The organism is Bulleidia sp. zg-1006, from assembly GCF_016812035.1.
Lineage (GTDB): Bacteria > Bacillota_I > Bacilli_A > Erysipelotrichales > Erysipelotrichaceae > Bulleidia.
The window spans coordinates 1,134,136-1,160,231 of the sequence record NZ_CP069178.1 but is presented as its reverse complement, the minus strand read 5'-3'; the positions used below and the strand labels follow the sequence as shown (position 1 = coordinate 1,160,231).

Genomic DNA, 26,096 nt, shown 5'->3' with positions numbered 1-26,096 from the left:
TTTTTAGAGAAAGTCAATGCATATAAAAGTCTTATATTATTTTGGAGGATAAATAATGAGAAAAGTATTCAGACCACCAAAGAAGATAGAAAATGGATAAGGAGGAGTTATGGCAGAACCTAAAAGATTAGGTCGCCAAACACCAACTCAATCCATTATTTTGCCATATGAAAAGACATATGGAGAAGAAGCAATCGCACTATACGAAAAATCAAAACGTAAAGCACAGGACTGGCAGAAGTTATTAATCTATGACTTACTTTCCTATGATGATGAAGAACTGTGGGTACATTCAAAGTTTGGATATGCTGTATCACGAAGAAATGGCAAGAACGAAGTTATTACCATACGAGAGATTTATGGCTTAATTAAAGGGGAACGTATCCTACATACAGCGCACAGAACGCCAACATCTAGTTCAGCCTTTAGCCGTCTATATGACATTATGGTCAAAGCTGGATACAAAGAAAAAGAAGATTTCATAGTAACTCGTCAATATGGATTGGAAAAAATCGAGATGATAGAAGGTGGTGGACTTGCATCGTTTAGAACAAGAACATCTAAGGGTGGACTTGGTGAAGGATATGATCTGCTTATCATTGACGAGGCACAGGAATACCAGAACGATCAAGAGACTACATTGAAGTACGTTGTTTCTTCATCTCCAAATCCACAGACGATATTCTGCGGTACACCACCTACAATGGTATCCTCGGGTACAGTATTTACGCACATGAGAGAGAATACATTGGCAGGTAAGACCAGTAATACAGGTTGGGCAGAATGGTCAGTCGAAAGCATGACAGATGTCAATGATGTAGAGACTTGGTATGAGACAAATCCATCGCTAGGCACGATTCTAACAGAACGTAAAATACGTGATGAAATTGGGGAAGATGAATTGGACTTCAACATTCAGCGTTTAGGATACTGGACTAAGTTAAATCTGAAATCAGACATCAGCGAATCACAATGGAAGGAATTACAGGTTGATAAGTTGCCTAAGTTCAAAGGAAAGTTATATGCTGGCATTCGTTTCGGTGCTGATGGAAAAAATGTTGCATTAAGTATTGCGGTTAAAACGACAAATGATTTAATCTTTGTTGAAAGTATAGATTGTCAACCACAGCGAAATGGGCTAGGATGGCTGATTCGTTTCTTGAAACAAGCTGAATTACAAAATGTAGTAATAGATGGAGCAGGTGGTCAAAAGCTACTGGCAGATGCCATGAAAGACGCCGGAATTAAGAAAGAACCAATCTTTCCTAAAGTTGGAGAAGTTATTGAAGCAAACGCACTATTCCAACAATGCCTAGATCAAAAAATGATATGCCACAAAGGGCAACCATCGTTGCTTCAATCAGTTTGTAATGTTCAAAGACGTGCTATTGGTAGTAATGGCGGTTTTGGTTTTAAATCCATTAAAGAAACAGTTGATGTATCTTTGATGGAATCGATGATTTTTGCGTTTTGGTCATGTAAAAAGACAAAAGAACGCAGAAAACAAAAGGTGTTCTATTAGGGCGGCTAAAATGATGTGACCTCCAAAAGTTAGACTTTTGGGGGTCGGTACAAAATAGTCGCCTTTTTAGATAGTTTTAAAAATACGTATACCTCACGGATTGAAGAGGGAAAGGAGACTTAATTAAATGGCAGAAGTATTTACACCAATCACAACGCAAGAACAGTTTGATTCGGTAATGAAAGACAGACTAGAAAGAGAGCGTAGTTCAGTAACTAAAAAATATGAGGGATATACGAGCCCTACGGATTTAGAACAAATCAAAAAAGATTACGATACGCAGATTTCAACACTTTCTAAAGACGCAGAAACAAAGGCCAAGAAGTATGCAGATTACGATAAACAGCTTGCGGATAGGGATTCCAAAATCAAGAGTTACGAGACCGCCTCGGTAAAAACGCGAATTGCTCACGAGACAGGACTACCTTATGAGATGGCAAGTAGGCTTTCGGGAGAAACGGAAGAAGATATCCGAAAGGATGCAGAAACGCTTGTGAAATTGATTGGAAACAACAAGCCAAAAGCACCACTGGCAGAACCGGAAGGAAATCAAGGTGGCGAAAAAAACAACGCAGTAAGAGCGTTAGCGAAATCACTTAAAGGAGAATAAAAATATGTCAACTATTACAAAATCAACGAATTTATTTCCAGCTGAATTAGTAACAGAGGTATTCAGCAAAGCAAAGGGACATTCTTCCTTGGCTAAATTATCTGGGCAAACACCAATTCCATTTGCGGGCATGACAGAAATGACATTTGCGATGGATGGTGAAGCATCTATCGTAGGCGAAGGCGAAAATAAACCTGCTGGTGATGCTAGCTTTAAGCCTGTAACAATTGCACCCATGAAGTTTATTTATCAACACCGTTTAACAGACGAATTTGTAAACATGTCTGAAGAACAGCAACTTCCATATTTGCAAGCCTTTGCAGATGGGTTTTCGGCTAAGATTGCACGTGCTTTAGACATTAGTGCCTTTCACGGGGTGAATCCCGCAACAAAAACAGCAGTTACTTCCTTAGCTACTAAGAACTTTGATATGGCTTCAATCACTACAGTTACAACAACTGCAGGAAAGGAAGATGAAGATATCGATACTGCTGTACAGGCTATCACAGGTGAAGATGGCGTAGTAACAGGTATCGCAATGGCTCCAGCATTTAGTGCTGCATTATCCAAGATTAAGGTTAATGGTGTAGTACAGTATCCTGAATTCCGTTTCGGTCAGAATCCAGAAGCATTCTATGGAATGGCATCCGATGTAAATAACACAGTTTCCTTTGGCACATCTAAGGACTTAGCAATTGTCGGTGACTTCCAAAACGCATTTAAGTGGGGATATGCCGAAAATGTACCATGCGAAATCATCGAGTATGGTGATCCAGACGGACAGGGCGACCTAAAGCGTACAAATCAGATAGTATTACGTGCAGAAGCATACATCGGTTGGGGCATCTTAGATACTGCATCCTTCAAGAAGATTGCGAAGGCTTAATCATGCAGTATAGAAACATTAAAAACGGCCGTGTAATTGATGTTTCATCTGTTTTAATTAGTGATGTATGGGAGGCGGTAGAAAAGCCGTCTCCTGCAGCCACTAAAGATAAGAAGGTGGTAAAGGATGATAAACCTAGCAAGCGTAAATGATGTCAATACTCTTTGGAAACCTTTATCTAATGCTGAACAAGAACAGGTAGAAGCGTTACTCCCTGTTGTATCCGATTCTTTACGACAAGAGGCTATGAAAGTTGGAAAAGATTTAGATAAGATGATTGCTAAGGGCGAAATACTTTCTAATGTGGTGAAATCAGTGGTTGTAGACATCGTTTCTCGATATCTAGATCAGTTATCCTCAGATAACGCAAGTATGCTCTCACAAGAATCACAATCTGCATTAGGCTATTCGTGGTCAGGCACCTATGTTAATACAGGTGGTGGAATGTCTATCTTAAAGAAGGACTTAAAGCGACTAGGTCTAACACGCCAGCGCTTTGGAGTGGTTGATTTATATGGCATCCATTAAGGGTATCACGGTTAAAATCCTTCCTAAGGTACAGATAGGTTTGGATGAATTTAATGCCCCTATATACGAAGATGGAAAAGCCATTGAAGTAGAAAATGTACTCGTTGCACCTGTTGGTTCACAAGAAAACCTTGATGTAACAAACCTTTATGGTAAAAAAGCGCAGTATCAAATTGCGATTCCAAAGGGAGATGAGCACACATGGACTGATGCAATCGTTGAGTTTTTTGGATATCGCTGGCACGTTTTCTCATTATCACAAAAGGGAATTGAAAAGATGATTCCACTAGAATGGAATGACAAATATTATGTCGAACGTTATGAATAATGGAAAATTGGAGCATCTAGAACTCAATAAAAAAGGTGTGAATCAATTGTTGAAGTGTCCTGCAGTACAAAATTATATTGAAGAACTTGCACGAAAACAGGCGGCAAGAGCCGGAGAAGGCTATGAGTATAGAATCAACCATTCTTCAAAAGATGGACGTGTTACAGCTATTGTTAGATCAAAGAGTGGCAAAGCTAAGCAGGATAACCTAGACAATAACACGCTTCTAAAAAGTACACAGGGGTGAATATGGTTGAATTAGAAATCATTAAATTGTTGAACAGTGAAGGTATTAAAGCTTATATGGAACGGCCAAAAAATGTTCCGGAAGAATATGTAATTGTAGAAAAAACGGGAACATCCAGTAAAGATTGGATAACGGTTTCTACAATTGCTGTTAAATCACATGCAAAATCATTGTTAAAAGCAGTTCAATTAAATGAAAAAGTAAAGAAGGTTATGCTTTGTGCAAATAAAATAGGAATATCTTCCATACTGCTTATCAATGATTACAATTTTACAAATATAGAGACAAAAGAATACCGTTATCAAGCGGTATTTTCTGTTGTTACGCAAGAAATTATGGAGGGATAAAATGGCAGAAATGAATACAAATAGTGCTAAGAATGTATCTACTAGTAGCCCAAAAATTACGGGTGCAATTTATTATGCACCAATTGGCACGGTATTGCCTACAGACGCAAACACTGCATTGAATGTAGCTTTTAAAGGTGTAGGATACATTTCGGAAGAGGGGGTTACGCGATCACAAGCTAGAAGTTCTAATGACGTAAAAGAATGGGGAGGCGGCATTGTGGCCACTGTTCAGACCGAATATAGCGAAACGTTCAAGTTTAAGATGATTGAGGCTTTAAATGATATAGTTCAGAAAGCAGTTTATGGTGATGCGAATGTGGAAGGTAAACTTGTAGCCGCATCATCTAAGATGACAGTTAAACACAATGCCTCTGAACCTAAAACCAACACTTGGGTGATTGATACAGTAATGCTTGACGGTACATTGTCACGTATTGTGATTCCAAATGCCAAAATTACAGAATTGGGTGATTTGGATTATAAAAAAGATTCTGCAATTGGATATGATGTCACATTAAAAGCAATGTTAGATGATAAAGGTAATACGTCTTATGATTATTACCAAATGCCAGCTGCATAGGAGGTTGAGTTATGAAAGGTAAAACAAAAACAGGATTTGAAATCGAAGTGAAAGATAATGCGCTGGATAACTGGGAATTGCTTGAATTATGGGGCGAAGCAGACAAAGGAAAACCAAGCGCATTGATTTCAGCTATGAAAATGCTATTGGGTGAAGATGGGTATGGAACTTTTAAAGAGCATGTACGTTCTTTATCAAATGATGGTATTGTTCATGCAACTTTAATGAGTGAAGAATTATCCAGTTTAATGGTATCCATTACAAATGGAAAAAACTAATAGCCCTTGCCGAAATAATTAACAAATATGGTGATGAGTTATTCTGCGATCTAGCAGAGACTTATCACCTTTTTGATTATAAACAATTGCCACCTTCAAAAGTGGCAATTTTAGTTTTCGGTTTAGGGGCTAATTCAAGAGTTTATAAAAAAATGCAAGGAATCTGTGAATTTCCTAATTACTTACTACTGCCAAGTATACATGATCGGCTAGCTGAAATTGAATATTTACTAGTGGGAGATGGGAAAAAAGATATGCCCCAAAAAATGGTTAACATCGTTTTGGGTAACGAAAGTAAAGAAGAAAAACGAGATACTTGCAGACAATACAATTCTGCAAGTGACTTTAATAGGTCTAGATATGGAGGTGCATAGTGGCAAACGGTATTGAGTTAGCAAGTGCATATGTGAGATTAATACCGACAACCGATGGTATCGGTAATGCAATCTCCGATGCGTTGGGGAAAGAAACAGCAAAAGCCGGCACTAGCGCCGGCAAGCAATCAGGCAAATCTTTTTTAGGGTCGTTCGGTAATGCAATGGGCAGAATTAGTAATTCTTTAAAGCCTGTTGGCGAAGCGATGACAAAAAGTTTGACAGTTCCCATTGCCGGGCTTGCTACGGCTGCAATGGCTTCATGGAAACAAGTTGATGATGGACTTGATATTGTCGTGAAGAAAACGGGAGCAACGGGCAACGCGTTGCATAATATGCAAGAGTCTGTTAGAAATATCGCAACTACTATGCCTGCTTCCTTTAAAGAGGCAGGAACAGCTATCGGTGAAGTAAATACCAGATTTGGTTTAACAGGGAAACAGCTAGAGGGTGTTTCAACACAATTCCTTAAATTTGCAAAAATAAATGGTGTTGATGTTAATTCATCTATTGATAAAGTTCAAAAAGCAATGTCGGCTTTTGGTGTATCTTCAAAAGATACAGGAGCTATGTTAGATGCCTTAAATAAAGTTGGCCAAGATACTGGGATTAGTATGGACATTCTTGAACAGCATATGATAACAAATGCTACAGCATTAAGAGGTATGGGTCTGAATGCAGCTTCTTCCGCCACACTTTTGGGTAATCTTGAAAAGTCCGGAGTAGATGTGTCCACCGCTATGCAAGGATTGAAAAAGGTACAAGCTTCAGCTATGAGTGAGGGCATTAGTATGCAAGAAGCCTTTAAAAAGGCATTATCTTCATCTGAGGGAGCTATATCAGTTTTTGGAGCTAAGGCGGGTCCACAACTGTATTCAGCCTTCAAAAACGGTACATTATCGGCTGATATGTTTACTAATTCCAGTAAGGCGCTTAATGATTCGCTGGGTTCTGTAAGCAATACTTTTGATGCCACATTAGATCCTGCTGATCAATGGCAAACAGTTTTGAATAGTTTGATGTCTTTGGGGCACGATATAGCAGAAACACTAATGCCATCCATTCAAACGGCTGTCAATAATATCATTCCTGTTGTTAAAGGCTTAACTGAAGGCTGGAACGGACTCGATGATAGTGAGAGAGATATTATATTGACGATAGCGGGTGTTTTAGCGGCTATTGGGCCGGTGACATCGGTGTTATCCGGTATAACGGGAGCGGTTGCTAAGCTTTCAAATGGTTTGGGTGTTTTGATGTCTCATCCTATTTTGGCGGCTATTGGGGCCGTAATCGTTGCACTAACGCTACTTTATCAAAATAATGAGGGCTTTAGAAAGTTTGTTAATAAAGCGTGGACCAACATTAAAAACGTGGTTGGCGGTACAATCAACGCCATTGCGGGGTTTTGGAACAGCATTTTAAAACCCGTTTTATCCAGCATTGGTGGGGCGGTAATGGCGTTAGCTAATTTTGTTTTAAATCCGTTAGATTCAATCAAAAATACATTTTTAAAAGTTTTTAATGGAATTAAATCCATTGTTTCTCCAATAATCAATTGGTTAAAAGGGATATTTAGTTTTAAGTGGAATCTTCCAAAAATTAAATTGCCTCACTTCAAATTGGAAGGTAGCTTTTCATTAATGCCTCCAAAGGTGCCTCGATTAAGTATTAAATGGTATGCTAAAGCGATGGATAAGCCTTATTTGCTTGATGGTGCTACTATTTTTGGATCAAATGGCAATTCGCTTCTAGGTGGTGGAGAAAAAGGTAGAGAAGTGATTATGTCAGAAAACTATTTAAGAAACCTAATTGAAGGCAAAAGAACACAAGTGGGTACTGTTAATATGGGTGGCGTTACTATTCAAATTAACGGATATAACAAAGACCCTAAAGAGTTAGCAGAGATAATAGAGGAACATATGGTTAACTTAGCCAGAAGAAAGGAGATGGCGTTCAATGTCTAATATATTTATATATGCAGGAAGACCGTCATCTTCCTTTTTTACTTTTGTGTCAGATAGTGATGGCTGGAATTCATCGGCAAGGCGATTAGATGCAATCACAGTCCCGGGTAGAAACGGGACATTAACACCGCTCAATAGCAATACGTTTGATAATGTACAAGTGACGTACAAATGTTATATTTCTAAAGAGATGAGCATTAAGTTAGACGAGTTGAGAGCGTATTTAAACGCTTTTAACGGTTATCAAAGATTGGAAGATACAATCAACTCAACCTACTATAGAATGGCACGTTATAATGGTTCTTTTGAGGTGGAGAGCAAAGATAAACTGGCCGCAACATTCGATATTACCTTTGATTGTATGCCTCAAAAATTTTTAAAGAGTGGCGAAGTAGTTACAACACTAACTACATCTGGAACTATTACCAATCCAACTAATTATGTAGCAAAGCCAATTCTAAAAATTTATGGTGTCGGCACTATAAAGATTGGTCAATCCGCAATTAAAATACTGAAATCCGGCAATAAATATATTGAAGTGGATTGTGACTTATTAAATGCGTATGAAGGGGCAGACAATCGCAATAGTTTTGTTGAAATGATTGGTGAACCTGTTCTTAACGCAAACACTGTTAATAGTGTTATCTTTGATGCTGGAATTACTAAAGTTGAACTTATTCCAAGGTGGTATACGATATGAAACCTATTCTCTATGAAACAACAGAAATGCAGTTTAATACTAATGGCATTGGCACTTTGGCTGATGCCATTTCTTGTATTGTTGAAGAAGAGAGAAATGGATTGTATGAATTGGAAATGGAATACCCACTTGGTGGCATTCATTATAATGAAATTCAAAACAATAAAATTATTATGGCTTTGCCAAGTGATGGAAAACGATTACAGCCATTCAGGATTTACAAAGTATCACGCCCTGTTAGTGGCATTGTGACGATATATGCCCAGCATATTAGCTATGATTTAGCAGGAATACCCGTTGCTCCTTTTAAAGCTAGCGATTGCGCTTCCGCTCTGATTGGATTAAAAAACAACTCCATGATTCTTAATCCTTTTGAAGTTTGGACGGATATTAGCGGTACGGGTAAATACAATCAAAAAGTACCAGCAACTTTTAGAAGTCGATTAGCTGGAGTTGAAGGGTCTATCTTGGATTCTTTTGGAAAAGGTGCAGAACTGGAATTCGATAGATTTACAGTTAAAGTTCATCAAAACCGTGGAACTGATAACGGTGTTACAATCCGCTATGGCAAGAATTTGATTGATTTAAAACAAGAAGAATCAATTGATGCAGTTTATACAGGTGTGTTGGCGTATTGGTCTAAAGAAGAAAATGACAAGCACGAAATAGTGATTGGAGACATTCAATACCTGGATAATCATGCTGATTATCTAAAAGAGCGTATCTATGTTTTGGAATGTTCGTCTGACTTTGAAAAAAAGCCAACAAAAGAACAGGTAAACAATAAGTCAAAGCAGTACCTAAAGAATAATAAGCTAGGTGTACCAAAGGTAACACTGGATGTGTCTTTTATTCAGCTTTGGCAGACAGAGGAATACAAAAACATTGTATCTCTTGAAAGAGTGAATTTATGTGATACCGTCCATGTTATCTTTGATAAATTAGGTGTGAATGCAACAGCTAAGGTCATTAAAACGGAATATGATGTTTTAAGTGAACGCTACACGAAAGTTACGCTAGGTGATGCTAAGAGTTCATTTGCGCAGACGGTCAAAGAATCCACTAAGTCATCCATTCAGCCTTTGATTAAATCGGCGGTAGATGTGGCTGTAAATAACGCTACTTCAAATATTACTAATTTAAGTGGCTATGTGACGAAGATCACGGATGCCGATGGAAATTGGACAGAATTGGTGATTTCAGATCACCCTGATTATAAGCAAGCCAAAAATATATGGCGATGGACTCAAGGTGGATTGGGATTTAGCTCTAATGGTTATGCCGGACCGTATGAAACAGCGATTACGGCGGATGGTCAAATCAATGCTAATGCGATTACTACAGGAACATTAGATGCCTCTTTAATTCGAATTGGGAATAAGACTTTTACCGAAACACTGACAGAATTAAGAAGTAATGACTCAGATTTAAAAACTCAATTAGAACAAACAGCTGAGGCAATTAGCCAAACAGTCACTAAAAAAGAGTTTGATGGGACGATGTCTTCCATCACTAATAAATTTGATGATAAAGGTCTCCATATTAAGCGAAAAATCAATGGTGAAGACTCCAAAAAAGAAGCCCTTTTGAACGATGATGAGCTTCGTTTCACTCGTGCCGATGGAACAGACGCAATCCGAATTAACGAACATGAAAGTTATTTTGGCAAATGGGTCACGATTGCTAACCACCGTTTCGAAACCCACCCCATCCACGAGTGGGATATTGAAAGTGTTGGTGGTGTCAATAAAGATAGCCAGACAATCAGCGGCACCGGGCTTTTCTACTCAGGAGATAGTGAGGGTAATTAATTATGACGTATATAACCAGTTCATGGGCTGAAATAGTCAGAAAAGAAACTAGCACCTCATCAAAAGTGATTTGGATAGTTAAAGCTAGACTTTTGAACCAAGATAAGGTTAAAAATCAATCAAGATTCGAAATACAGCTAGGCAGTCAATCCACTTATGGAAATGCAAGGGCAAGCAGTGCTAAAATCAGCGGAGATTTAACAGCCAATCTAGGCTATATCAACATTCCAACGGAATATAAGGTGTGGACGAGTGGTAGTTTTACCATCAACCACGATAGCTTAGGAAACGCTGCTAAGACGGTAGATGTTATCGTCAGCACCACTTATGCACCACTTAACGCTAGTATGCGAGGTAATATCACCTTTCCAACAATTCCTAGAGAAAATGTGATTAATGCTAGCGGTACAGAAATCAATGGCACAAATAAATGTTCTATTAAAATATCTAAAAAACATAGTTCATTTAGTTCAACGGTTTGGGTGGAGTTTGGAAGTATTAAAAAGACTTTAGGAACGAAAAGTGCAAATACAGACTTTAGCTTTTCAATTCCAAAAGAGTGGGCTAAGGAGTTCCCGAACGTTCAATCGAAACGAGCTTATGTATACTGCGAAACCTATTCAGGAGATACAAAGATAGGCTCTAAAACAAGCGACTACATGACACTTTCAGTTGGTCAAGAGTTTGCACCAAAACTCACGAATGCTTTGGTTAAAGAGTTGAACCAAGCCGTTTTGGCTAAGGGTGAAAATATAACCCTTGTCGGCAAGTCTAAGAAACAACTATCCGCTATTGTGGAAGCGCAATTATATAGCAGGATTAAAGAAGTCTATGTGATTAGCGATAGTGTGAGATGTTCTACACTACATAACACTACCGGAAATCAGTATATGGACTATACCACTACCAATCGAAGCGGAAATTTTGGCTTTGTGGCAGTGGATAGTCGAGGATTAACTACTAGAGTTTTAGTGGAAACACAAGCTTATTACTATACAGCCCCAAGTTTAAAAGAACTAATTTTTAGACGAAACACACCAACGGGGGATAGTGGCTATATCAAGTCTAACGGTGAGTACTTCAATCAATTGTCTAATATTTTAAAAGTCGAACCTTTAATTTTTAAGGGTTCAGAACAAGTCACTATCCCGATGGACGCTAAAAAGCTTGAAACTAACGGGATTGACTGGACGTTTAACAAGCAGATTTCACATGGTTTGAATTATGATGAAGCTTTCAGCTTAAAGTTGAAGATTTCTGATGATTTTACAACTTTGATTCGACGAATAGACCTACCGCCTAGCATGCCTACACTTTTGGTTGGTAAAAAGACGGTACAGGTCAACGACTATTTGATTGTGGAAAAAGACGGCTCGGTTGGTGGTAAGCGTATATTGACAGCTAATACTTTGGTAGAAAAGACATTGAAGTATTCCGTTACAGAAGCTATCAAGCCTTCTAATGAAATTTACATGACTTGTGAAGTGGATGTTCCGAGTGGCTACAAACTAATAAGTGGTATGCATGCTTACTATAACAACCACGGCTCCATCATCTGTCAAATACGATGGCATGAGGGAAATAAGATATCCGTTAGTTTGCATAACACCCATCCATCATGGACCTGTCCAGCCGATAACAATTTAATTTTAACCGTATTGTTAGCACGAATTTAGAGAAAGGAAATCAAATGAAAATTAATGAGAAAATTGAAATTCAAGGAACGACTATTAAGCGTGATAGCTTAACAGAATTCAAAGATATATTGGATAGCTTAAGTCCTAAAACAGTGGTCGAAACTGACTTAGGCTATCAATACTTAGACCGTATCGAAATTTCAAAAGAAGATAAGCAATATGTGCTTAAATTGGTGCTGTTTGACGCCACAGAAGAACAGGCATTGAAAGCTACTATCGAAAAAGCCAAGCCTTTAGTTCAAGAGACTTTAGAAAAAATGGATGATGATACCAAGCAGAAGTACTCGGCTTTCTATCCGAACTATCGAGAGGATAAGGACGATTACACATACCGGGTAGGGGATTTAAGAAGTCAATATGGTATCTTGTATCGTTGTTTAAAAGCGCATAAAAAAGACTATCAAGCCCTCCCTCAGCTTTTGGGTGAATATTGGGAGCTAGTCAAAAACAAACCGAATAAACCACCATTTTATGAAGCGGATAAAAGCTATAAGGTGGGTGACTATGTTTTGTTTGGCGATAAAGTTTACAAACGCATTAACAAAAACGGCAACGATGGCTCACCATTTAGTGACCCTAAGAATTGGGAAGAGATAGGCAAGTGGGAAGAATAGAAAAGAGGAATAAAAAATGGAAGAAGAATTAGAAGAATTAGAGGAATTGGAATTAACAGCAGAACAGTTAGAAGAATTATCAAACAATAAGGGAGAAGAAGAATGAGTTATAGTGCATTAACCAATAAAGTAATCTTAAGCCCAAATCATAGTGGAAGAAGAAATCAGCCTGTCTCTAAAATCACCATTCATCACATGGCTGGCAATTTATCTATAGAAACATGCGGTAATGTATTTAAACCAAAAAGCAGAAAGGCAAGCTCGAACTATGGCATTGGTTCAGATGGTCGTATCGCTTGTTATGTTGAAGAGGAAAATAGAGCGTGGACTTCATCTAGCCCGTGGAATGACCATAGAGCTATCACCATTGAAGTAGCAAATAATGAAATTGGCGGGAAATGGAATATTTCAGATAAAGCCTATAGCTCATTGATTAAATTATGTTTTGATATCTGTAAACGCTATAATATTAATCCATATTATGACGGAACAAAAAACGCTACATTAACAGAACATAGAATGTTCGCCGCTACAGCTTGTCCGGGAGAAACAATCCATAACTTATTAGCCGGTCATAAGATAGAAAATGATATCAAGAAATCTTTGGTTGTAGAAAAGCCTAAGCCGGCACCAGCTCAGCCGGCTCAAAAATCATTGAATGAAGTTGCTAGAGAAGTAATTCAAGGTAAATGGGGGAATGGGGCAGAACGCAAGGCTAAGCTTGAAAAGGCCGGCTATAACTACAACACCATCCAAAGCCTAGTCAATGAGCTTGTGCGTGGTAATCGTTCAGCTACACCTAGTAAGTCCATCGATCAAATAGCTAGAGAAGTGATTCAAGGCAAATGGGGAAATGGGGCAGAACGCAAAGAGCGTTTGACAAAAGCCGGTTATGACTATAACGCCGTTCAAAGACGAGTGAATCAACTTTTATAAAAAGGAACACAGAGCATATGCAAGGGGTCGAGAACTGGACGGTGGTTGGCTTGCTTGGTTTTGTAGCGCTTCTATACACTGTATATAGAGCTGTCAAAGAAGTGTCAAAGGATTTCAAAGCGCCATTGAGTGAAGCCAATAGCAAAATTGAAAACCACGAACTAAGGCTTAAAAACTTAGAAAGTGGAGCTAAAAATTTGAATGAGGAAATCGAATCACAAAAAGAGATGATACGTTTGATTTTAGTTCAAATTTCAGCACTTGCGAAAGACGATAAAGAAGCCATCAAGAAAGCAAGTGAAAATATTGATAAATATTTACGGAAACAATTTTAGAAAAGGAGAAAAGAGATGTTGATTAAAAATAATAAGGTTTACGATGTTTTAAAAGAAGTGGCGTTGGTAGTACTTCCAGCGTTAAGTGTACTTTATCTAGCTTTAGCCGGTATTTGGAATTTGCCTTATGCCCAGCAAATAAGCGGAACTATTATGGCAATAGATACCTTTTTAGGCGCATTATTACATGTGTCTACTAAAAAGTACAACGAACAACAAAAAGAAGAAGATTTGAAGTAATTTAAAACCCACCAACACGGTGGGTTATTTTTTGTTTATAATTGCAAGTGTAAAAACTTTGTGTACCTGTCGATTTGTTGCCTAAGGTTTATAAAAGTTGACATGTAATACTTGTTACTATTAAAATGAAAATGCACATAGGGAAGCTTAGGGTGTATACTCGTGTAACTGAATTAACGTTTAAGCGTGCTATTTTGTACGTCAGCCACGAGGGAGGGTGCTACTTAATTTGTGGTGCCCTTTTTGTTTATTTAGAGGTGATTTAGTGAACTTATTTATATATTCTGATGAATCTGGCGTATTTGATAAAGCGACTATAAACTTTATAACTCTTTATAACTCTCGAAAGACAATTAAATCATTGAAAAATATCAAAAAAGTGTCTTAAAACTCTTTACATTTCCGTTATCTATGTTATAATAATATCAGAAAGGAGGAAGTAATGAAAAACAAAATAAAAACCAATGAGTTAAAACAACTTGCACGTGATTTCCTCATTGGCGTACTATCTGGAGTTGTTGCTGGAATCATTACTTGGTTAATAACTAAGTAACCAGTTGGGGCGAAAGCCCCCTCCTTTATTGAATTATAAATTGTTTTTCATGAAATATCAAATATGCCTATTTATATTTTGAGTGCTGTGTTGATTGCTAGCGTTGTAACGGTTTTATTGATTAGAAATAGAAAGGATAAATAATATGTCTAAAAAAAGTGATAGTACTTTTGACCAAATGGCATATATAGCTGATTGGAAAAGAAAAAACATGAAAACAATAAATTCATCTTTTAAATCGGATTTTGTGGATGAATTTAGAGAAGCATGTAAATCATTAAATATCAAACAATCCGATGTAATCCGTAAAGCTATGCAAGAAACAATCGAAAAATGGAAGGGTGGTAAGTAAACCACCCTTTTCATCAAATCAAGTATCAGATGTAGATTAGCAGAATTAAAAATGTTAGCAAAAAGTTAGCACTTTTGTAAAAAGAGAAAATATAGACAAGTACAAAACCCTTATTTTAAGCGGTTTTCAATGCTAAGGTATGTGGCAAAAAACACGTTTTTCGTATCTGCCAAGCGGCATAAACACATAAAGACCCCGGTAAAATGGGGTTTTATAGTTCTATGGCATTATTTTATTTATTTTTGCCATAAAATGAAAGCATGAGAATGTCGCAGATTGTGAATTCTTATCCTTTGTAGACTCTATACCGTCAACTCTACGTCGGAATGATTTACTGATATAGAATTTGATGATTAGGCAGTTTTAAGCAAAGCTATATTAGTAAAATAAGTATATGAAAAGGCAACCCAGCTATTTTTTTAGATAATTCAGGGAAAGCATACATATTTAAAAAAAGTGCTCTTTCCGTTTTTTTAATTTTTATAGCTATCTGGAAGATAATCAAGTCCGTATACAAAAGGATAAAATATCAAACGATATGGGTTAGGTTTTTTTGCTTACTCAAGATATATCATTCCTATTTACTAAAGGTATCCATATAACATCTAAATTATAGATAAAAGAAATGGAGGGATATAGAGATGAAATATGGATATATCAGAGTATCAACCAGGGAACAAAATATAGATAGACAATTGACTGCTATTTTGAAAGAGGGGATAGAGGTGAAACAAATCTATGTAGACAAGGCAAGCGGAAAGGACTTTAATCGCAGAAAATATAAAAAGCTCATCAGAAAATTGAAAGAGGGAGATGAATTGTATATCAAGTCCATAGACAGACTGGGTAGAAATTATGATGAAATCATCAAAGAATGGAATGATATTACCAAAGAGAAAAATGCTGAGATTATTGTCTTAGATTTTCCTTTACTTGATACAAGAAATCAAATTAACAATCTGACCGGGAAATTCCTATCGGATATAGTCTTGCAGATATTGTCTTATGTTGCTCAGATAGAAAGAGAAAATACACACCAAAGACAGATGGAGGGTATATGGGAAGCTAAGAAAAGAGGAGTAAAATTTGGAAGAACTAAAAAAGAAATTCCAAAGGAATTTCACGAAGTAGCACATAGATGGAAAAAGAAAGAAATCAGTATAAGGCAAGGAGCAAAAATTTTGGGAATTAGTCATACCTTGCTGGCAAAATGGCTAAAGGAAGAAAAGCATATATCAACAATAAAAGGATGAATATAACATCTTTTTCAAATAAATTTCACCATAAAGTGGCAATAAAGGTAGACTTTTAAATCCACCTAAATTTAATAAATTCCCATTTATAAAAATCCTGTATTAGAGCCTATATATACTTCTATACACTAGATATAGCATAAACGGATTTAAAAGTCTGAATTACGTGCCAACTTCTATTTTTAAACTTAATGCTCTATAACATTTGAATGTACTAAGCGTACATATTTATGATGATACAGCATTAAGGGGAAGGATGATTTTTGGGAGGCTGTTTACTACTTTAGTTAGTATTTACAACTGACTCTGAGGAAGAGATAGTGATGTAATGCTTAAAAATGGTGGTAAAGAAGATTCTAAATATCATCGCAACACAAATTGAGAATTTTGCATTTTGTTCTTTACAAGGGAGGGAGGGTTATTATGCAAAACAACAACAAATCTCGAAAAAAAAGGAAAGGAGAAAAGAAGCATACCCACAGTCTCGTAAATAAGTTTACGAAAGTATTGATTGGCGTATTTATGATGATTTCTACTTTTCTGCATACCAATTATGCTAAGGTAAATGCGGAAACAGTTACCACGACGGCGCCACCAAAAACTTTGGTTGTAAAATATTTTTATAGTGCTTTGGGTAGTTTGGAAGTAAGGGCTGATTGTACATCGCATAGTATATTCCATTTTGCGCCACCTTATCCAAGTGACACAGTAACCAGTAAGGAATACAACATGGATATGAATATCACATCGGTCGATGCAACCGGTAATGTTTCTGCTGTTAGTGCGACACTGGATGGTGCTCCGATTTCTATTTCACAGGCTAATGCATTGATTGCCGCAAATGGATTTATGCAGCCATCATCTTTAGCCAATATTACGCTTACATCGACGAATTCCTATACAGCGTACCCAAGTTCGGGTGATGGAGTGAGTGTCATAGCAAATGTACCTTTGGATTTTGATCTTCAACTTAATGATGGAACAACGGTATCAGCCACTCGCACGGTGGGCTTTAATGTGAGCCATTCACACTACCCTGTATCTTCTTTTCAACCAACAGTGGAGAAGACTATTTCTCATTCGGATGTAGAAGGTCATCCTCAGCATAATCTTGCAAAAGAATTCACCAAAACTTTTACAATTCCTGCAAGTACGGTGGCAACACCATATCCCCCAATTGTCACAGCGCATCCGGATATTGAAAAGACAATGGAAGATAACAGCGCCGTTGATTGGAACGAAGGAATTACTGCGACTTGGGGTAAGACCACTTCCAAGACAATCCCAAGTGATGGAACCATCACAGACGATAGTTTAGTTAGTGGAAATGATACGAAGCTGTCCAGCACAGGTGCCAATTTTGATGTTGTCGGTTATGCTGATCATAACTATACAATCAAAGATAGTACTGGTGATAATACGCAAACAGGGACAAGCCGTCGTATTACAGTTAAAACTTCAACAGCTCCAAACATTGAAGCCTATTATGCCGGAACAAATGATGTTTATGGTGGTGAATGGCTTTCTCAACATGCCGATGCTGATGCTGATAGACGTAAGGGAGTAGACATTAAAGGGACTACAACTGCTCCTGGTACAACGTATGAGACAACGATTTTCAAGAATGGTACAGAAGTAGGCGGTTCTTCCGGTAATGCGCATACGGTTGCTAACTATACAGCTGATTCTACTACTAATACTGGTGATGAATTTGAAGCACAGTTATTAGGTACGGGTGACCATACAGTGAGATTGTCACCAAAATCGGCAAAGAAGGTGGTGAAGATTGACAGCGTGATTCCGACTGCAAACGCTACAACATCAAATAACTGGGCGACGGTTGAGGATGCAAGTACAGATGCTTTATCGGGTGTTAAAACGACTTATGTTCGTTTTGTGAATGCCGGTTTCCCAGCCCCTACATTTGATGCCTCTGATCCGAATTGGCTTGCCATTCCGGCGGGTGGTACGGTAGATACTGGGGTTAATCCCGGAATCTATGATGTCTATTTCTATGCGATTGATCATGCAACAAATAAATCCGGTGTAACGGCAGGTCCTACGCACCAAGTCGTAACCAGTAGTGCAAGTGCATTAATCAGTGCAAAAACGGATGATGGTGAAGCCTATGTAAGCGGAACATGGACAAATAAAGATGTAACCGTAACGGTTAAAGAGCCAACTGGATGGACAACTTCAGTTCCGTGGTTTGGTGCAGCCTATGAAGGTTCAACACAAGTTGCCAAGGCAACAACACCAGACTCGTCTGTTGACCATACTTATACATCTGAAACAGCCGGTACAACTGTAAATGGTTATATCGTAGATGGAACAGATACGAAGTTGTCAGCCGCTTCTGATGATATGAATGTTCGTATTGATAAGACAAAACCAAATGCGAATGTTACATACAATAAAGGAGCACCTAATCATGGTTTTACAGACACTTCAACGGATGGTGCTTCTGGAATCAAGCCAAATACAACAAAAGTAGCAATTGTTAAGAGTGGAGATCCGGCACCATCAGAAAGCGAATACAAGCCGGTTGACACGACTGAGCTGCCAAATGAGGGTCATTATGATGTATATGTCATTACGGAAGATAATGCCGGTAACAAGTCCGTTCCAAATAAAGCATTAGAAAATATTTCCAGAAGTGGTAAAGACCAGATTATAGCAAATGATTTCTCACGTGGCTTAAATGAAGGCGCATTGACAGCTGAGGATGCAAAAGCATTGGCTGTAGCTTCCGGTAAATACTATGGGGCAGGAAATATTCCATTCGCTGATCTTATTGTTGATCCGGCTGACTTAGCCAATATCAACGCCAAGATTACGGCAGGAGAAAAGGGAACTTATGAGCTTAAGATTTCTACTCCAGCAGTAAACCCACATGTACCATTTGCAACAACTGCTGAAAAGACTATTAAGGTAACATTAATGGATCAAGGTCATGGCAATAGTAATGATCCATCTGATCCGACAGACAACACGGATCGTATATATGGAAATGACTTCCTATATGGTATGAATAATGGTCATATTACCGATGATGCAGCAAAGATTTTAGCCTCTGTAAATGGTTATCGTGCCAATAATGTTGTGCTGAATGCAGGTGATATTACTGTTGATGCTGCACAGCTTGCCGCCATCAATACAGCAATTGACAATAAAGATAAATCAACTAGCCCAATGCCACTCACATTTGTTTCACCTGATGGCACTAGTGTTACGGTAAATGTAACCTTATTTGATAATGGTTCTGAAACACCAACAGCACCAAATACACCATCCATTGGGGCAAACAACTTTAACTATGGTATTGATGAACCGGATTTAACGGAAGCAATCGCTAAACAACTATCTAAAGTTACAGCAAAAGACGGTAGCGGTAACCGTGTATCCTCATCTACCGTTACCGTAAATCCTACAGAACTTGCGGCTATTGTTGATGGACAACACAACAAGAAGAATGGTGAATATCCATTAACTTTCGAATATGGTGGTGTGAAAGCAAAAGTTACAGTGAAACTTGTGGATCATGGTAATTTGAGTCCAACATCGACACATATCACAGCCAATGATTTCAGCTATGGTTTCAATGAAACTCCAATTACAGACGTCATTGCTAAGGTACGTTCGACCGTCAGTGCAATGGATGGTAATAACCAACCAATTCCAGCAAGTAGTATTACTGTAGATCCTACTGAATTAAACGTAATTCAGAAAGCACAGACCGACAAACAAAAGGGTACATACCCATTAACATTTACAACTCCTGATGGCACAAGCCTGAAGGTGAAAGTAACAATGTATGACAACGCTGAATCCGGAACGGGTGGACCAACTGTTAGTGCGGCATATATCGGTGCAAATGACTTCGCATATGGTGCAGATGAGCCTGACTTAACAGATAAAATTGCACGTATTTTGAGTAAGGTTAATGCCCATGATACAAATGGTATACCAATTCCAACTGCAAATATTGATGTGAATGCTAAACAACTTGCAACGATTGTTGATAAACAGCATAGCAATACGCCGGGAGTATATCCATTAACATTTACAGCTAATGGTATGACGACAACAGTAAAAGTACAAATTAAGAGTCATGGTGCCGGTGATTCAGCAACACAACAGCGTATTACAGGAAATGATTTCATTTATGGAATTAATGAAGGATCACTAACTGATACTGAAAGTAAGATACGTAGTATGATTAGTGCAACTGATGTTGATGGAACACCAATTGATTCTTCACTCATTAAAGTTGATCCAAAACAGTTAGCAGATATCAATGATAAGATTACAAATAAGAAATCGGGGGATTATCCATTAACATTTACAACTCCTTCCGGAACTAAGGTGACAGTTACAGTCAATCTACGTGATATGGGGGTACAGCCAAATGTTCCGAATGGTATTGGAAATATCGGAGGTAATAGTTTCACACATGATAACGGTAATGGAGAATTAACAGCAGATAAAGCTAAAGAATTGGCTAAGATTATTGGTAAAGATGTCAATGGAAATCCGATTCCGTTAGATTCAATTAAAGTGAATTCATCTGAATTAACAGCCATCAACGATAAGATTAAACAAAATGAAGGTGGTACATATCCATTAACATTTACAACTCCTGATGGTGCAACAATTACTGTAGTTGTTCAACTAAAACAAAAGCCAATATCCGCTGCAGCTCCTAAACAGAAGCAAAAGCCAATATCTGCTACTGGAGTTCCTAGGACGAGTGATGATAATGCACTGATGTTATATGGTGTAATGGGATTGGCTTCTGTTGTGCTACTGTTCTTCTTACGTAGAAAAGAAGTTTGTAGTAAATAAGTCTTATGAATTTATATAGCGAAAAGCAAGCTATATACCAATTATGAACGTCATAGTAGTCTATTAGGCATGACGTTTACAGAATGGCTTTTTAAATAAAGAGCCTTCATAAAAGCGATAAGCGAATAGCAGCTTGATAACTGTTATTTGCTTTTTTGTGTTAGGTGATAATACATATGTGACAAAAAAATAAAGAATAGAAAATCATCGGATAAAATGAGCTTAACTAGCAAACCATAGTAACAAAGAAAGAGAAATTTATATTGATTAGCGGTGAAGAGTGCTTTTTATGTGTCTAACAGAAAGAAAAAGTGATTGAATAAAAGCTGAATTTCTAATTTCATTCCAAATACAAATTTTAAATTGTATCCATCATTCATTCTTTAATAAACAATCCACTAAAATTAAGAATTGATTCTGTTCTTCCGGAAGGCGAAGAAGACCTTTTGATTCTTGTTGATAACGAATTAAACTTTCCAGACTATCGTTATGACAGATACAATTTCTAATTTGAATAATCTTATCTAATTGTTCATAAAATAACTGATCATCACTTTCTTGAATAAAATTTTGACAATGAAGAAATTCTTTTCGACAATGATTTTTTAAAGCAGTATCTAAAGAATACAATAATGATAAACATTCATGCAAAGTTAATTGTCCCAAGAGGAAATAAGGACTGCGATAATCTTGAATTTCATCTCGCATTTTATCAATGATTTTATACATATGTGATTTGATGGAATCTGTATAAGGTGTATGTTGAGCATTAAAACGAAGAGTTTCAGCTAAATCTTGAAATTGTGTATAACTTTTCAATTGATAAGCATTTAATATTTCATAGGACAAAATAGACTTTAAGCAACATTCCAAAGCCATAATATTTTTATAAAGGATGGGATACTGATTTCTTTCCTGTAAATAAGCATCTAAATATTCCTTAAAATCCGTCGAACGATAAACACCGTTATTTTTAAAAAGATGCTTAAAGGGCGTGATTAGATTAACATAGGAATATTGATATAAATAACGCCGGGCTTGTTTCTCACTGATTTGAACATATGTAACGTTTTTGGTTTCACGCAAATAATTCGTCATTTTTGGTAATGTTAAGGGCTCTTTATAGTGAATGTTCATAGAAAAACCTCTCTTCTTATATGATACGTTTCTAAACCGGAAAATAAAAGTTACCAAAGTGCAGTTAGGAAAACAATAGAAGAAGAAGCGAAAGCTTATCCTTTTTTTGATATAATAAAATGGCTGAAAGGGGGCACTCTTTTGTCTATCTTAAGTTTAACAAACGCATTTCAGGGCGCATGGCGCATTATTGGCTCTGTATTAGATATTTTAATCATTTGGCTTGTGATTTATTATTCCTTAAAAGTCATTCGAACCAACACCAGAACCACGCAGATTTTTAAAGGAATTTTCTTTGTGATTTTCATTGATATTATTGCTAAAATTATTGGTTTAAAAACCATTCAATTTATTGCAGATATGTTTATCAACTGGGGATTTTTGGCTATTATCATTATCTTCCAACCGGAAATTCGCTCTTTACTAGAAAAATTAGGAAAGAGTACTTTCTTTTCGCGCTTTTCGGTAATGTCTAATGATGATAAAAGTGAAGTGGTTGAAGCCATTGTGACGGCTGCGACTCTTTTAAGCAAGGATCAAACGGGTGCTTTAATTACTCTTGGTCAATCGGCCAGTTTAGAAAATTACATTAATACTGGAACGAAACTTGAAGCGAAGATATCAGCTGAATTATTAACCTCCATTTTTGTGACAAGTACACCTTTACACGATGGGGCGGTGATTATTCAGGGTGATAGAGTGGTTTGTGCCAGTGCTTACTTTCCACCAACCAACCGAGTGGTTTCTTCCCGTTTTGGTTCAAGACACAGAGCGGCGATTGGTATTAGTGAAGTAACGGATGCTATTACCATCGTTATCTCAGAAGAAACAGGTTCTATTTCTATTGCAAGAGAAGGTAATATTGAAACCGTTAGTCCGGCGGAATTAAGAAGATTATTGAAGTCAATTGTGTTCAATCAAGTAACAAAGGATAACTCTTCAGCAAAATTAAATCCATTTAACTCTAAGATGACAGTGAATAATAGTGGTGCGATGACTGTTGTTGAAATTCATGATGGTCATGAAGAAATCTATGAACAAAGTCAAAAAGATAATCTCGATTGGGTGGCTAAGTCAGCCGGTATGAAGTTACCACATAAGAAAGAAAAAACGAAAGCGAGTTATCCGGAAAGAATAAAACCAACTCTAAGTCAAGAAGAAGTGGAACGCTTAAGAGATAACGCTATTCAAGAATTAGATAAGAACAAAGGAGGCAAAGTAGATGAATAAAGATAAAAAAACAAGATTCCCTTCTTTAACTTCTCGTTTAAAAGAAAAAAGAAAATCTTTATCCAATCATTCCAATACCTACGAAAAAAAGCTGGCGAGTGTTTTATCGGCTATTTCTTCTGGCTTTGATAAGTTTTTGTTCAATAAGAAATACCCTAAATTAGTGGCTTTTCTGTTGGCTGCTCTTTTGTTTAGCCTGGTGAATTTAAGTGATATATCAAAGCTGTACGCTTCTACTTTAAAGACCTCAAGAACGGTGAATGGGGTAAAGGTGGTCGCTAACTATAATCGTGATAATTTTGAATTATCCGGTTTACCAAGCAGTGCAAACGTTATTTTATCGGGAGATGCAACCAGCTTAAGTGGTACTAATGTAGCGAATGGGAATGTGGTTGCTAATTTAAGTGATTTAAGTGAAGGACAACACACCGTTCGATTAACGACCGAAGGTTATGGAGATAATTTGGATGCGGTTGTTGATCCAACCACAGTTGTTGTGACACTTAAGAAAAAAACAACGCAAGCCTTTAATGTTTCCTATGAATTTATCCATACATCCAAAATGGATCCTAAGTTAAGCTTAGGGACACCGGAGTTATCCAAAAACAAAGTGAATGTGCGTGCTTCTCAAGATACCTTGAATTCTATTGCATTTGTGAAGGCTTTTATTGATGTTTCAGGTAAAAGTGAAACCTTTAGCCAAGAAGCGCATTTGGTGGCTTATAACAGCAAAGGACAGCCCGTGGAAGCCGATATTATTCCCCAAACCGTTTCGGTAAAGGTGCCAGTCACAAATAATCATAAGACAGTTCCAATTAAACTTAAAATTAAGGGTGATATTCCTAATAATAAAGCCATCGAAAGTGTTCAATTAGCCCAAGAAACCGTCACGATTTATGGTAGTGAAGAAGTTTTAAAAACAATTGAACAGGTTGAAGTGGGGGTAAATGGTGAAAACCTAACTGAAGATGCGACCCTTCTTCGTCCTTTGGAATTACCGGCCGGGGTTAGTTCAGCTTCATTAGAACAGGTTTCTATGAATATTAAATTAGGAGATATGGTCACTCGTAAAATTGAGAATGTTCCAATCAATTATCGCAATAATACCAATGGTTATAAAGTCACTCAAGCTAACCACAAAACAACCACAACCGTGATTGTTAAGGGAACAGAGAGTAATGTTAATCAAGAAAAGGCAGAGGATATTTACGTTTATATTGACTTAGCGAATGCGAAGCCCGGCTTGCAAGACTTTGCATTAAAGGTAGATGCCCCTAAAAATAAGCTAGTAACCTATCAATTAACAGAGAATAATTACAACCTCAATGTGATTGGTGATAAATAAATAGAACGGAGTACACATGTATGGGTAAGTATTTTGGAACAGATGGAATTCGCGGTAAAGCGAATATTGGTTTGACAGTGGATCGAGCTTTTCAAGTTGGTCGTTATTTAGGCTATTATTTTAGTCAAGAAAAGAAAAGTAAGATTGTGATTGGAAAGGATACGCGTCTTTCTAGTGATATGTTGGAAAGTGCTTTGGCGGCCGGTATTACATCCCAAGGTTGTGATGTATATTTGTTGGGCTATGGTCCAACACCGGTGACCTGTTATATAGCACACAATGAGGATTTCGCTTGTGGAGCCATGATCAGTGCTTCTCATAATCCTTTCTATGATAATGGAATTAAGATTTTCTCAACGGAAGGTATTAAAATTCCGGCTGATTTGGAAGATAAAATTGAAGCTTTCATTGATGGAGAAGTCGAACTTGAATATGCAACAGATGAAAAAATTGGTAAAGTCTACAACTATAGTGAGGGCTTGGAACATTATAAAAAATGGATTGCCAATCGTTTCTCTTTGGATTTAACAGGCTTGCGTATTGCTATTGATACAGCTAATGGAGCTGCTTCTTATACGGCTAAAGAAGTTTTAGAGGATTTAGGAGCCAAGGTAGATGCTATCCATATGGAACCAAATGGTGTGAACATCAATACCCATTGTGGTTCGACACATCCTGAAGATATGCAAGAAATGATGAAGAAGGGTGACTATGCTATTGGTCTAACTTTTGATGGTGATGCCGACCGACAAATCATTGTGGATAAGAATGGTCATTTGGTCAATGGTGATTTTGTTTTGTATTTATTTGGCAAGTTCTTAAGAGATCAAGCCAAGCTGGTGGATAATACCGTTGTTACGACGGTTATGGCAAACCTCGGTTTACTCAAAGCCTTTGAAAAAGAAGGGATTCAAATGGTTAAGACACAAGTTGGGGATAAATATGTTTATGAAGAAATGTGTAAATATAATTACCAAGTTGGTGGGGAACAATCCGGTCATATTATTTTCAAGGAATATGCGACAACCGGAGATGGTCTATTAACAGCTTTAGCTGTTCTTTATGTGATGCAAGAAACTAAGAAGTCTTTATTAGAATTGGAAGAAGGTTTGATTATTTATCCACAAGTTCTAAAGAATGTGCGTGTGGAAAATAAGGAAACGGTTTTAGAAAGTGCTTCCTTACGCAAAGCCATTCAAGAAAGTGAAAAACGCTTAGCGGGTAATGGTCGTGTTTTAGTTCGTCCTTCGGGAACAGAACCATTATTACGAGTGATGGTGGAAGCTGCTACTTTAGAAATTTGTGAACAAGAGGTTGAAGCTATTATTTCAGCTTTAGATATATAAAGACTTGGATCGTTGTGCCAAAGGATAAAGAGTGT

At 37.4% G+C, this 26,096-nt stretch carries 25 protein-coding genes; 24 read left to right on the top strand and 1 reads right to left on the bottom strand.

All coding sequences use genetic code 11. The annotated features are described in order from the left end of the window. Nucleotides 1–109 precede the first annotated feature (109 nt). From JOS54_RS05865 to JOS54_RS05765, 21 genes are all read left to right on the top strand, one after another. Nucleotides 110–1,522, top strand: a complete 1,413-nt coding sequence (locus tag JOS54_RS05865; protein ID WP_203244682.1) for a terminase — start codon at nt 110–112, stop codon at nt 1,520–1,522. Nucleotides 1,523–1,649: 127 nt separating this feature from the next. Next, the gene (locus tag JOS54_RS05860) at nt 1,650–2,132 is read left to right on the top strand and encodes a DUF4355 domain-containing protein (RefSeq protein WP_203244681.1); all 483 of its coding nucleotides are present in this window, start codon (nt 1,650–1,652) and stop codon (nt 2,130–2,132) included. Nucleotides 2,133–2,136: 4 nt separating this feature from the next. Then, nucleotides 2,137–3,018, top strand: a complete 882-nt coding sequence (locus JOS54_RS05855) for a phage major capsid protein (protein ID WP_203244680.1) — start codon at nt 2,137–2,139, stop codon at nt 3,016–3,018. Nucleotides 3,019–3,144: 126 nt separating this feature from the next. Then, on the top strand, nt 3,145–3,546 hold the full coding sequence (locus JOS54_RS05850) for a Gp19/Gp15/Gp42 family protein (RefSeq protein ID WP_203244679.1): 402 nt from the start codon (nt 3,145–3,147) through the stop codon (nt 3,544–3,546). Next, nucleotides 3,533–3,874 carry a hypothetical protein gene (locus JOS54_RS05845; RefSeq protein ID WP_203244678.1) on the top strand — a complete coding sequence of 114 codons (342 nt, stop codon included), beginning with the start codon at nt 3,533–3,535 and terminating at the stop codon, nt 3,872–3,874. Before JOS54_RS05850 ends, JOS54_RS05845 begins: the two co-directional genes overlap by 14 nt. Beyond that, a complete protein-coding gene (locus JOS54_RS05840; protein WP_203244677.1) occupies nt 3,867–4,121 on the top strand; it encodes a hypothetical protein in 255 nt (84 codons plus the stop codon). Before JOS54_RS05845 ends, JOS54_RS05840 begins: the two co-directional genes overlap by 8 nt. A 2-nt stretch (nt 4,122–4,123) precedes the next feature. Further along, nucleotides 4,124–4,468, top strand: a complete 345-nt coding sequence (locus JOS54_RS05835) for a hypothetical protein (RefSeq protein WP_203244676.1) — start codon at nt 4,124–4,126, stop codon at nt 4,466–4,468. A 1-nt stretch (nt 4,469) separates the two neighbouring features. After that, the gene (locus JOS54_RS05830; RefSeq protein ID WP_203244675.1) at nt 4,470–5,051 is read left to right on the top strand and encodes a phage tail protein; all 582 of its coding nucleotides are present in this window, start codon (nt 4,470–4,472) and stop codon (nt 5,049–5,051) included. An 11-nt stretch (nt 5,052–5,062) separates the two neighbouring features. Further along, nucleotides 5,063–5,329 carry a hypothetical protein gene (locus tag JOS54_RS05825; RefSeq protein ID WP_203244674.1) on the top strand — a complete coding sequence of 89 codons (267 nt, stop codon included), beginning with the start codon at nt 5,063–5,065 and terminating at the stop codon, nt 5,327–5,329. 101 nt (nt 5,330–5,430) lie between these two features. After that, nucleotides 5,431–5,703 (top strand): hypothetical protein, encoded by a 273-nt coding sequence (locus JOS54_RS05820; RefSeq protein WP_238928333.1) that lies wholly within the window; start codon nt 5,431–5,433, stop codon nt 5,701–5,703. Then, on the top strand, nt 5,703–7,667 hold the full coding sequence (locus JOS54_RS05815; RefSeq protein WP_203244673.1) for a phage tail tape measure protein: 1,965 nt from the start codon (nt 5,703–5,705) through the stop codon (nt 7,665–7,667). Before JOS54_RS05820 ends, JOS54_RS05815 begins: the two co-directional genes overlap by 1 nt. Before the next feature lie 46 nt (nt 7,668–7,713). Beyond that, nucleotides 7,714–8,367, top strand: coding sequence for a hypothetical protein (locus JOS54_RS05810; RefSeq protein ID WP_203244672.1), 654 nt, complete (start codon nt 7,714–7,716; stop codon nt 8,365–8,367). Then, nucleotides 8,364–10,178, top strand: a complete 1,815-nt coding sequence (locus tag JOS54_RS05805) for a phage tail spike protein (protein WP_203244671.1) — start codon at nt 8,364–8,366, stop codon at nt 10,176–10,178. The genes JOS54_RS05810 and JOS54_RS05805 overlap by 4 nt, the downstream gene beginning before the upstream one ends. Before the next feature lie 2 nt (nt 10,179–10,180). Continuing rightward, nucleotides 10,181–11,854, top strand: a complete 1,674-nt coding sequence (locus JOS54_RS05800) for a DUF859 family phage minor structural protein (RefSeq protein ID WP_203244670.1) — start codon at nt 10,181–10,183, stop codon at nt 11,852–11,854. A gap of 14 nt (nt 11,855–11,868) precedes the next feature. Next, nucleotides 11,869–12,489 (top strand): hypothetical protein, encoded by a 621-nt coding sequence (locus tag JOS54_RS05795; RefSeq protein ID WP_203244669.1) that lies wholly within the window; start codon nt 11,869–11,871, stop codon nt 12,487–12,489. A gap of 102 nt (nt 12,490–12,591) precedes the next feature. After that, complete coding sequence (locus tag JOS54_RS05790) at nt 12,592–13,425, top strand: N-acetylmuramoyl-L-alanine amidase (protein ID WP_203244668.1); 834 nt, start codon at nt 12,592–12,594, stop codon at nt 13,423–13,425. A 17-nt stretch (nt 13,426–13,442) separates the two neighbouring features. Next, nucleotides 13,443–13,760 (top strand): hypothetical protein, encoded by a 318-nt coding sequence (locus tag JOS54_RS05785; protein WP_203244667.1) that lies wholly within the window; start codon nt 13,443–13,445, stop codon nt 13,758–13,760. Between the two features lie 15 nt (nt 13,761–13,775). After that, on the top strand, nt 13,776–14,000 hold the full coding sequence (locus JOS54_RS05780) for a phage holin (protein WP_203244666.1): 225 nt from the start codon (nt 13,776–13,778) through the stop codon (nt 13,998–14,000). A gap of 698 nt (nt 14,001–14,698) precedes the next feature. Continuing rightward, nucleotides 14,699–14,905, top strand: a complete 207-nt coding sequence (locus JOS54_RS05775; protein ID WP_203244665.1) for a hypothetical protein — start codon at nt 14,699–14,701, stop codon at nt 14,903–14,905. 641 nt (nt 14,906–15,546) lie between these two features. After that, nucleotides 15,547–16,158 (top strand): recombinase family protein, encoded by a 612-nt coding sequence (locus JOS54_RS05770; protein ID WP_203244664.1) that lies wholly within the window; start codon nt 15,547–15,549, stop codon nt 16,156–16,158. A 423-nt stretch (nt 16,159–16,581) separates the two neighbouring features. After that, nucleotides 16,582–21,003, top strand: a complete 4,422-nt coding sequence (locus JOS54_RS05765) for a hypothetical protein (RefSeq protein WP_203244663.1) — start codon at nt 16,582–16,584, stop codon at nt 21,001–21,003. Between the two features lie 372 nt (nt 21,004–21,375). On the opposite strand, the gene JOS54_RS05760 is transcribed toward JOS54_RS05765, so the two are convergent. Continuing rightward, nucleotides 21,376–22,140: an Abi family protein gene (locus JOS54_RS05760; protein ID WP_203244662.1), complete on the bottom strand. Its 765-nt coding sequence runs from the start codon at nt 22,138–22,140 to the stop codon at nt 21,376–21,378. 141 nt (nt 22,141–22,281) lie between these two features. On the opposite strand from JOS54_RS05760, the gene cdaA reads away from it, so the two are divergent. Genes cdaA through glmM form a run of 3 tightly spaced genes read left to right on the top strand, consistent with a single transcriptional unit; the run spans nt 22,282 to nt 26,061 of the window. After that, nucleotides 22,282–23,370, top strand: a complete 1,089-nt coding sequence (gene cdaA, locus JOS54_RS05755; RefSeq protein WP_203244661.1) for a diadenylate cyclase CdaA — start codon at nt 22,282–22,284, stop codon at nt 23,368–23,370. Next, nucleotides 23,363–24,715, top strand: coding sequence for a YbbR-like domain-containing protein (locus JOS54_RS05750; protein ID WP_203244660.1), 1,353 nt, complete (start codon nt 23,363–23,365; stop codon nt 24,713–24,715). Before cdaA ends, JOS54_RS05750 begins: the two co-directional genes overlap by 8 nt. A 20-nt stretch (nt 24,716–24,735) precedes the next feature. Then, on the top strand, nt 24,736–26,061 hold the full coding sequence (glmM, locus tag JOS54_RS05745) for a phosphoglucosamine mutase (protein WP_203244659.1): 1,326 nt from the start codon (nt 24,736–24,738) through the stop codon (nt 26,059–26,061). Nucleotides 26,062–26,096 lie beyond the last annotated feature (35 nt).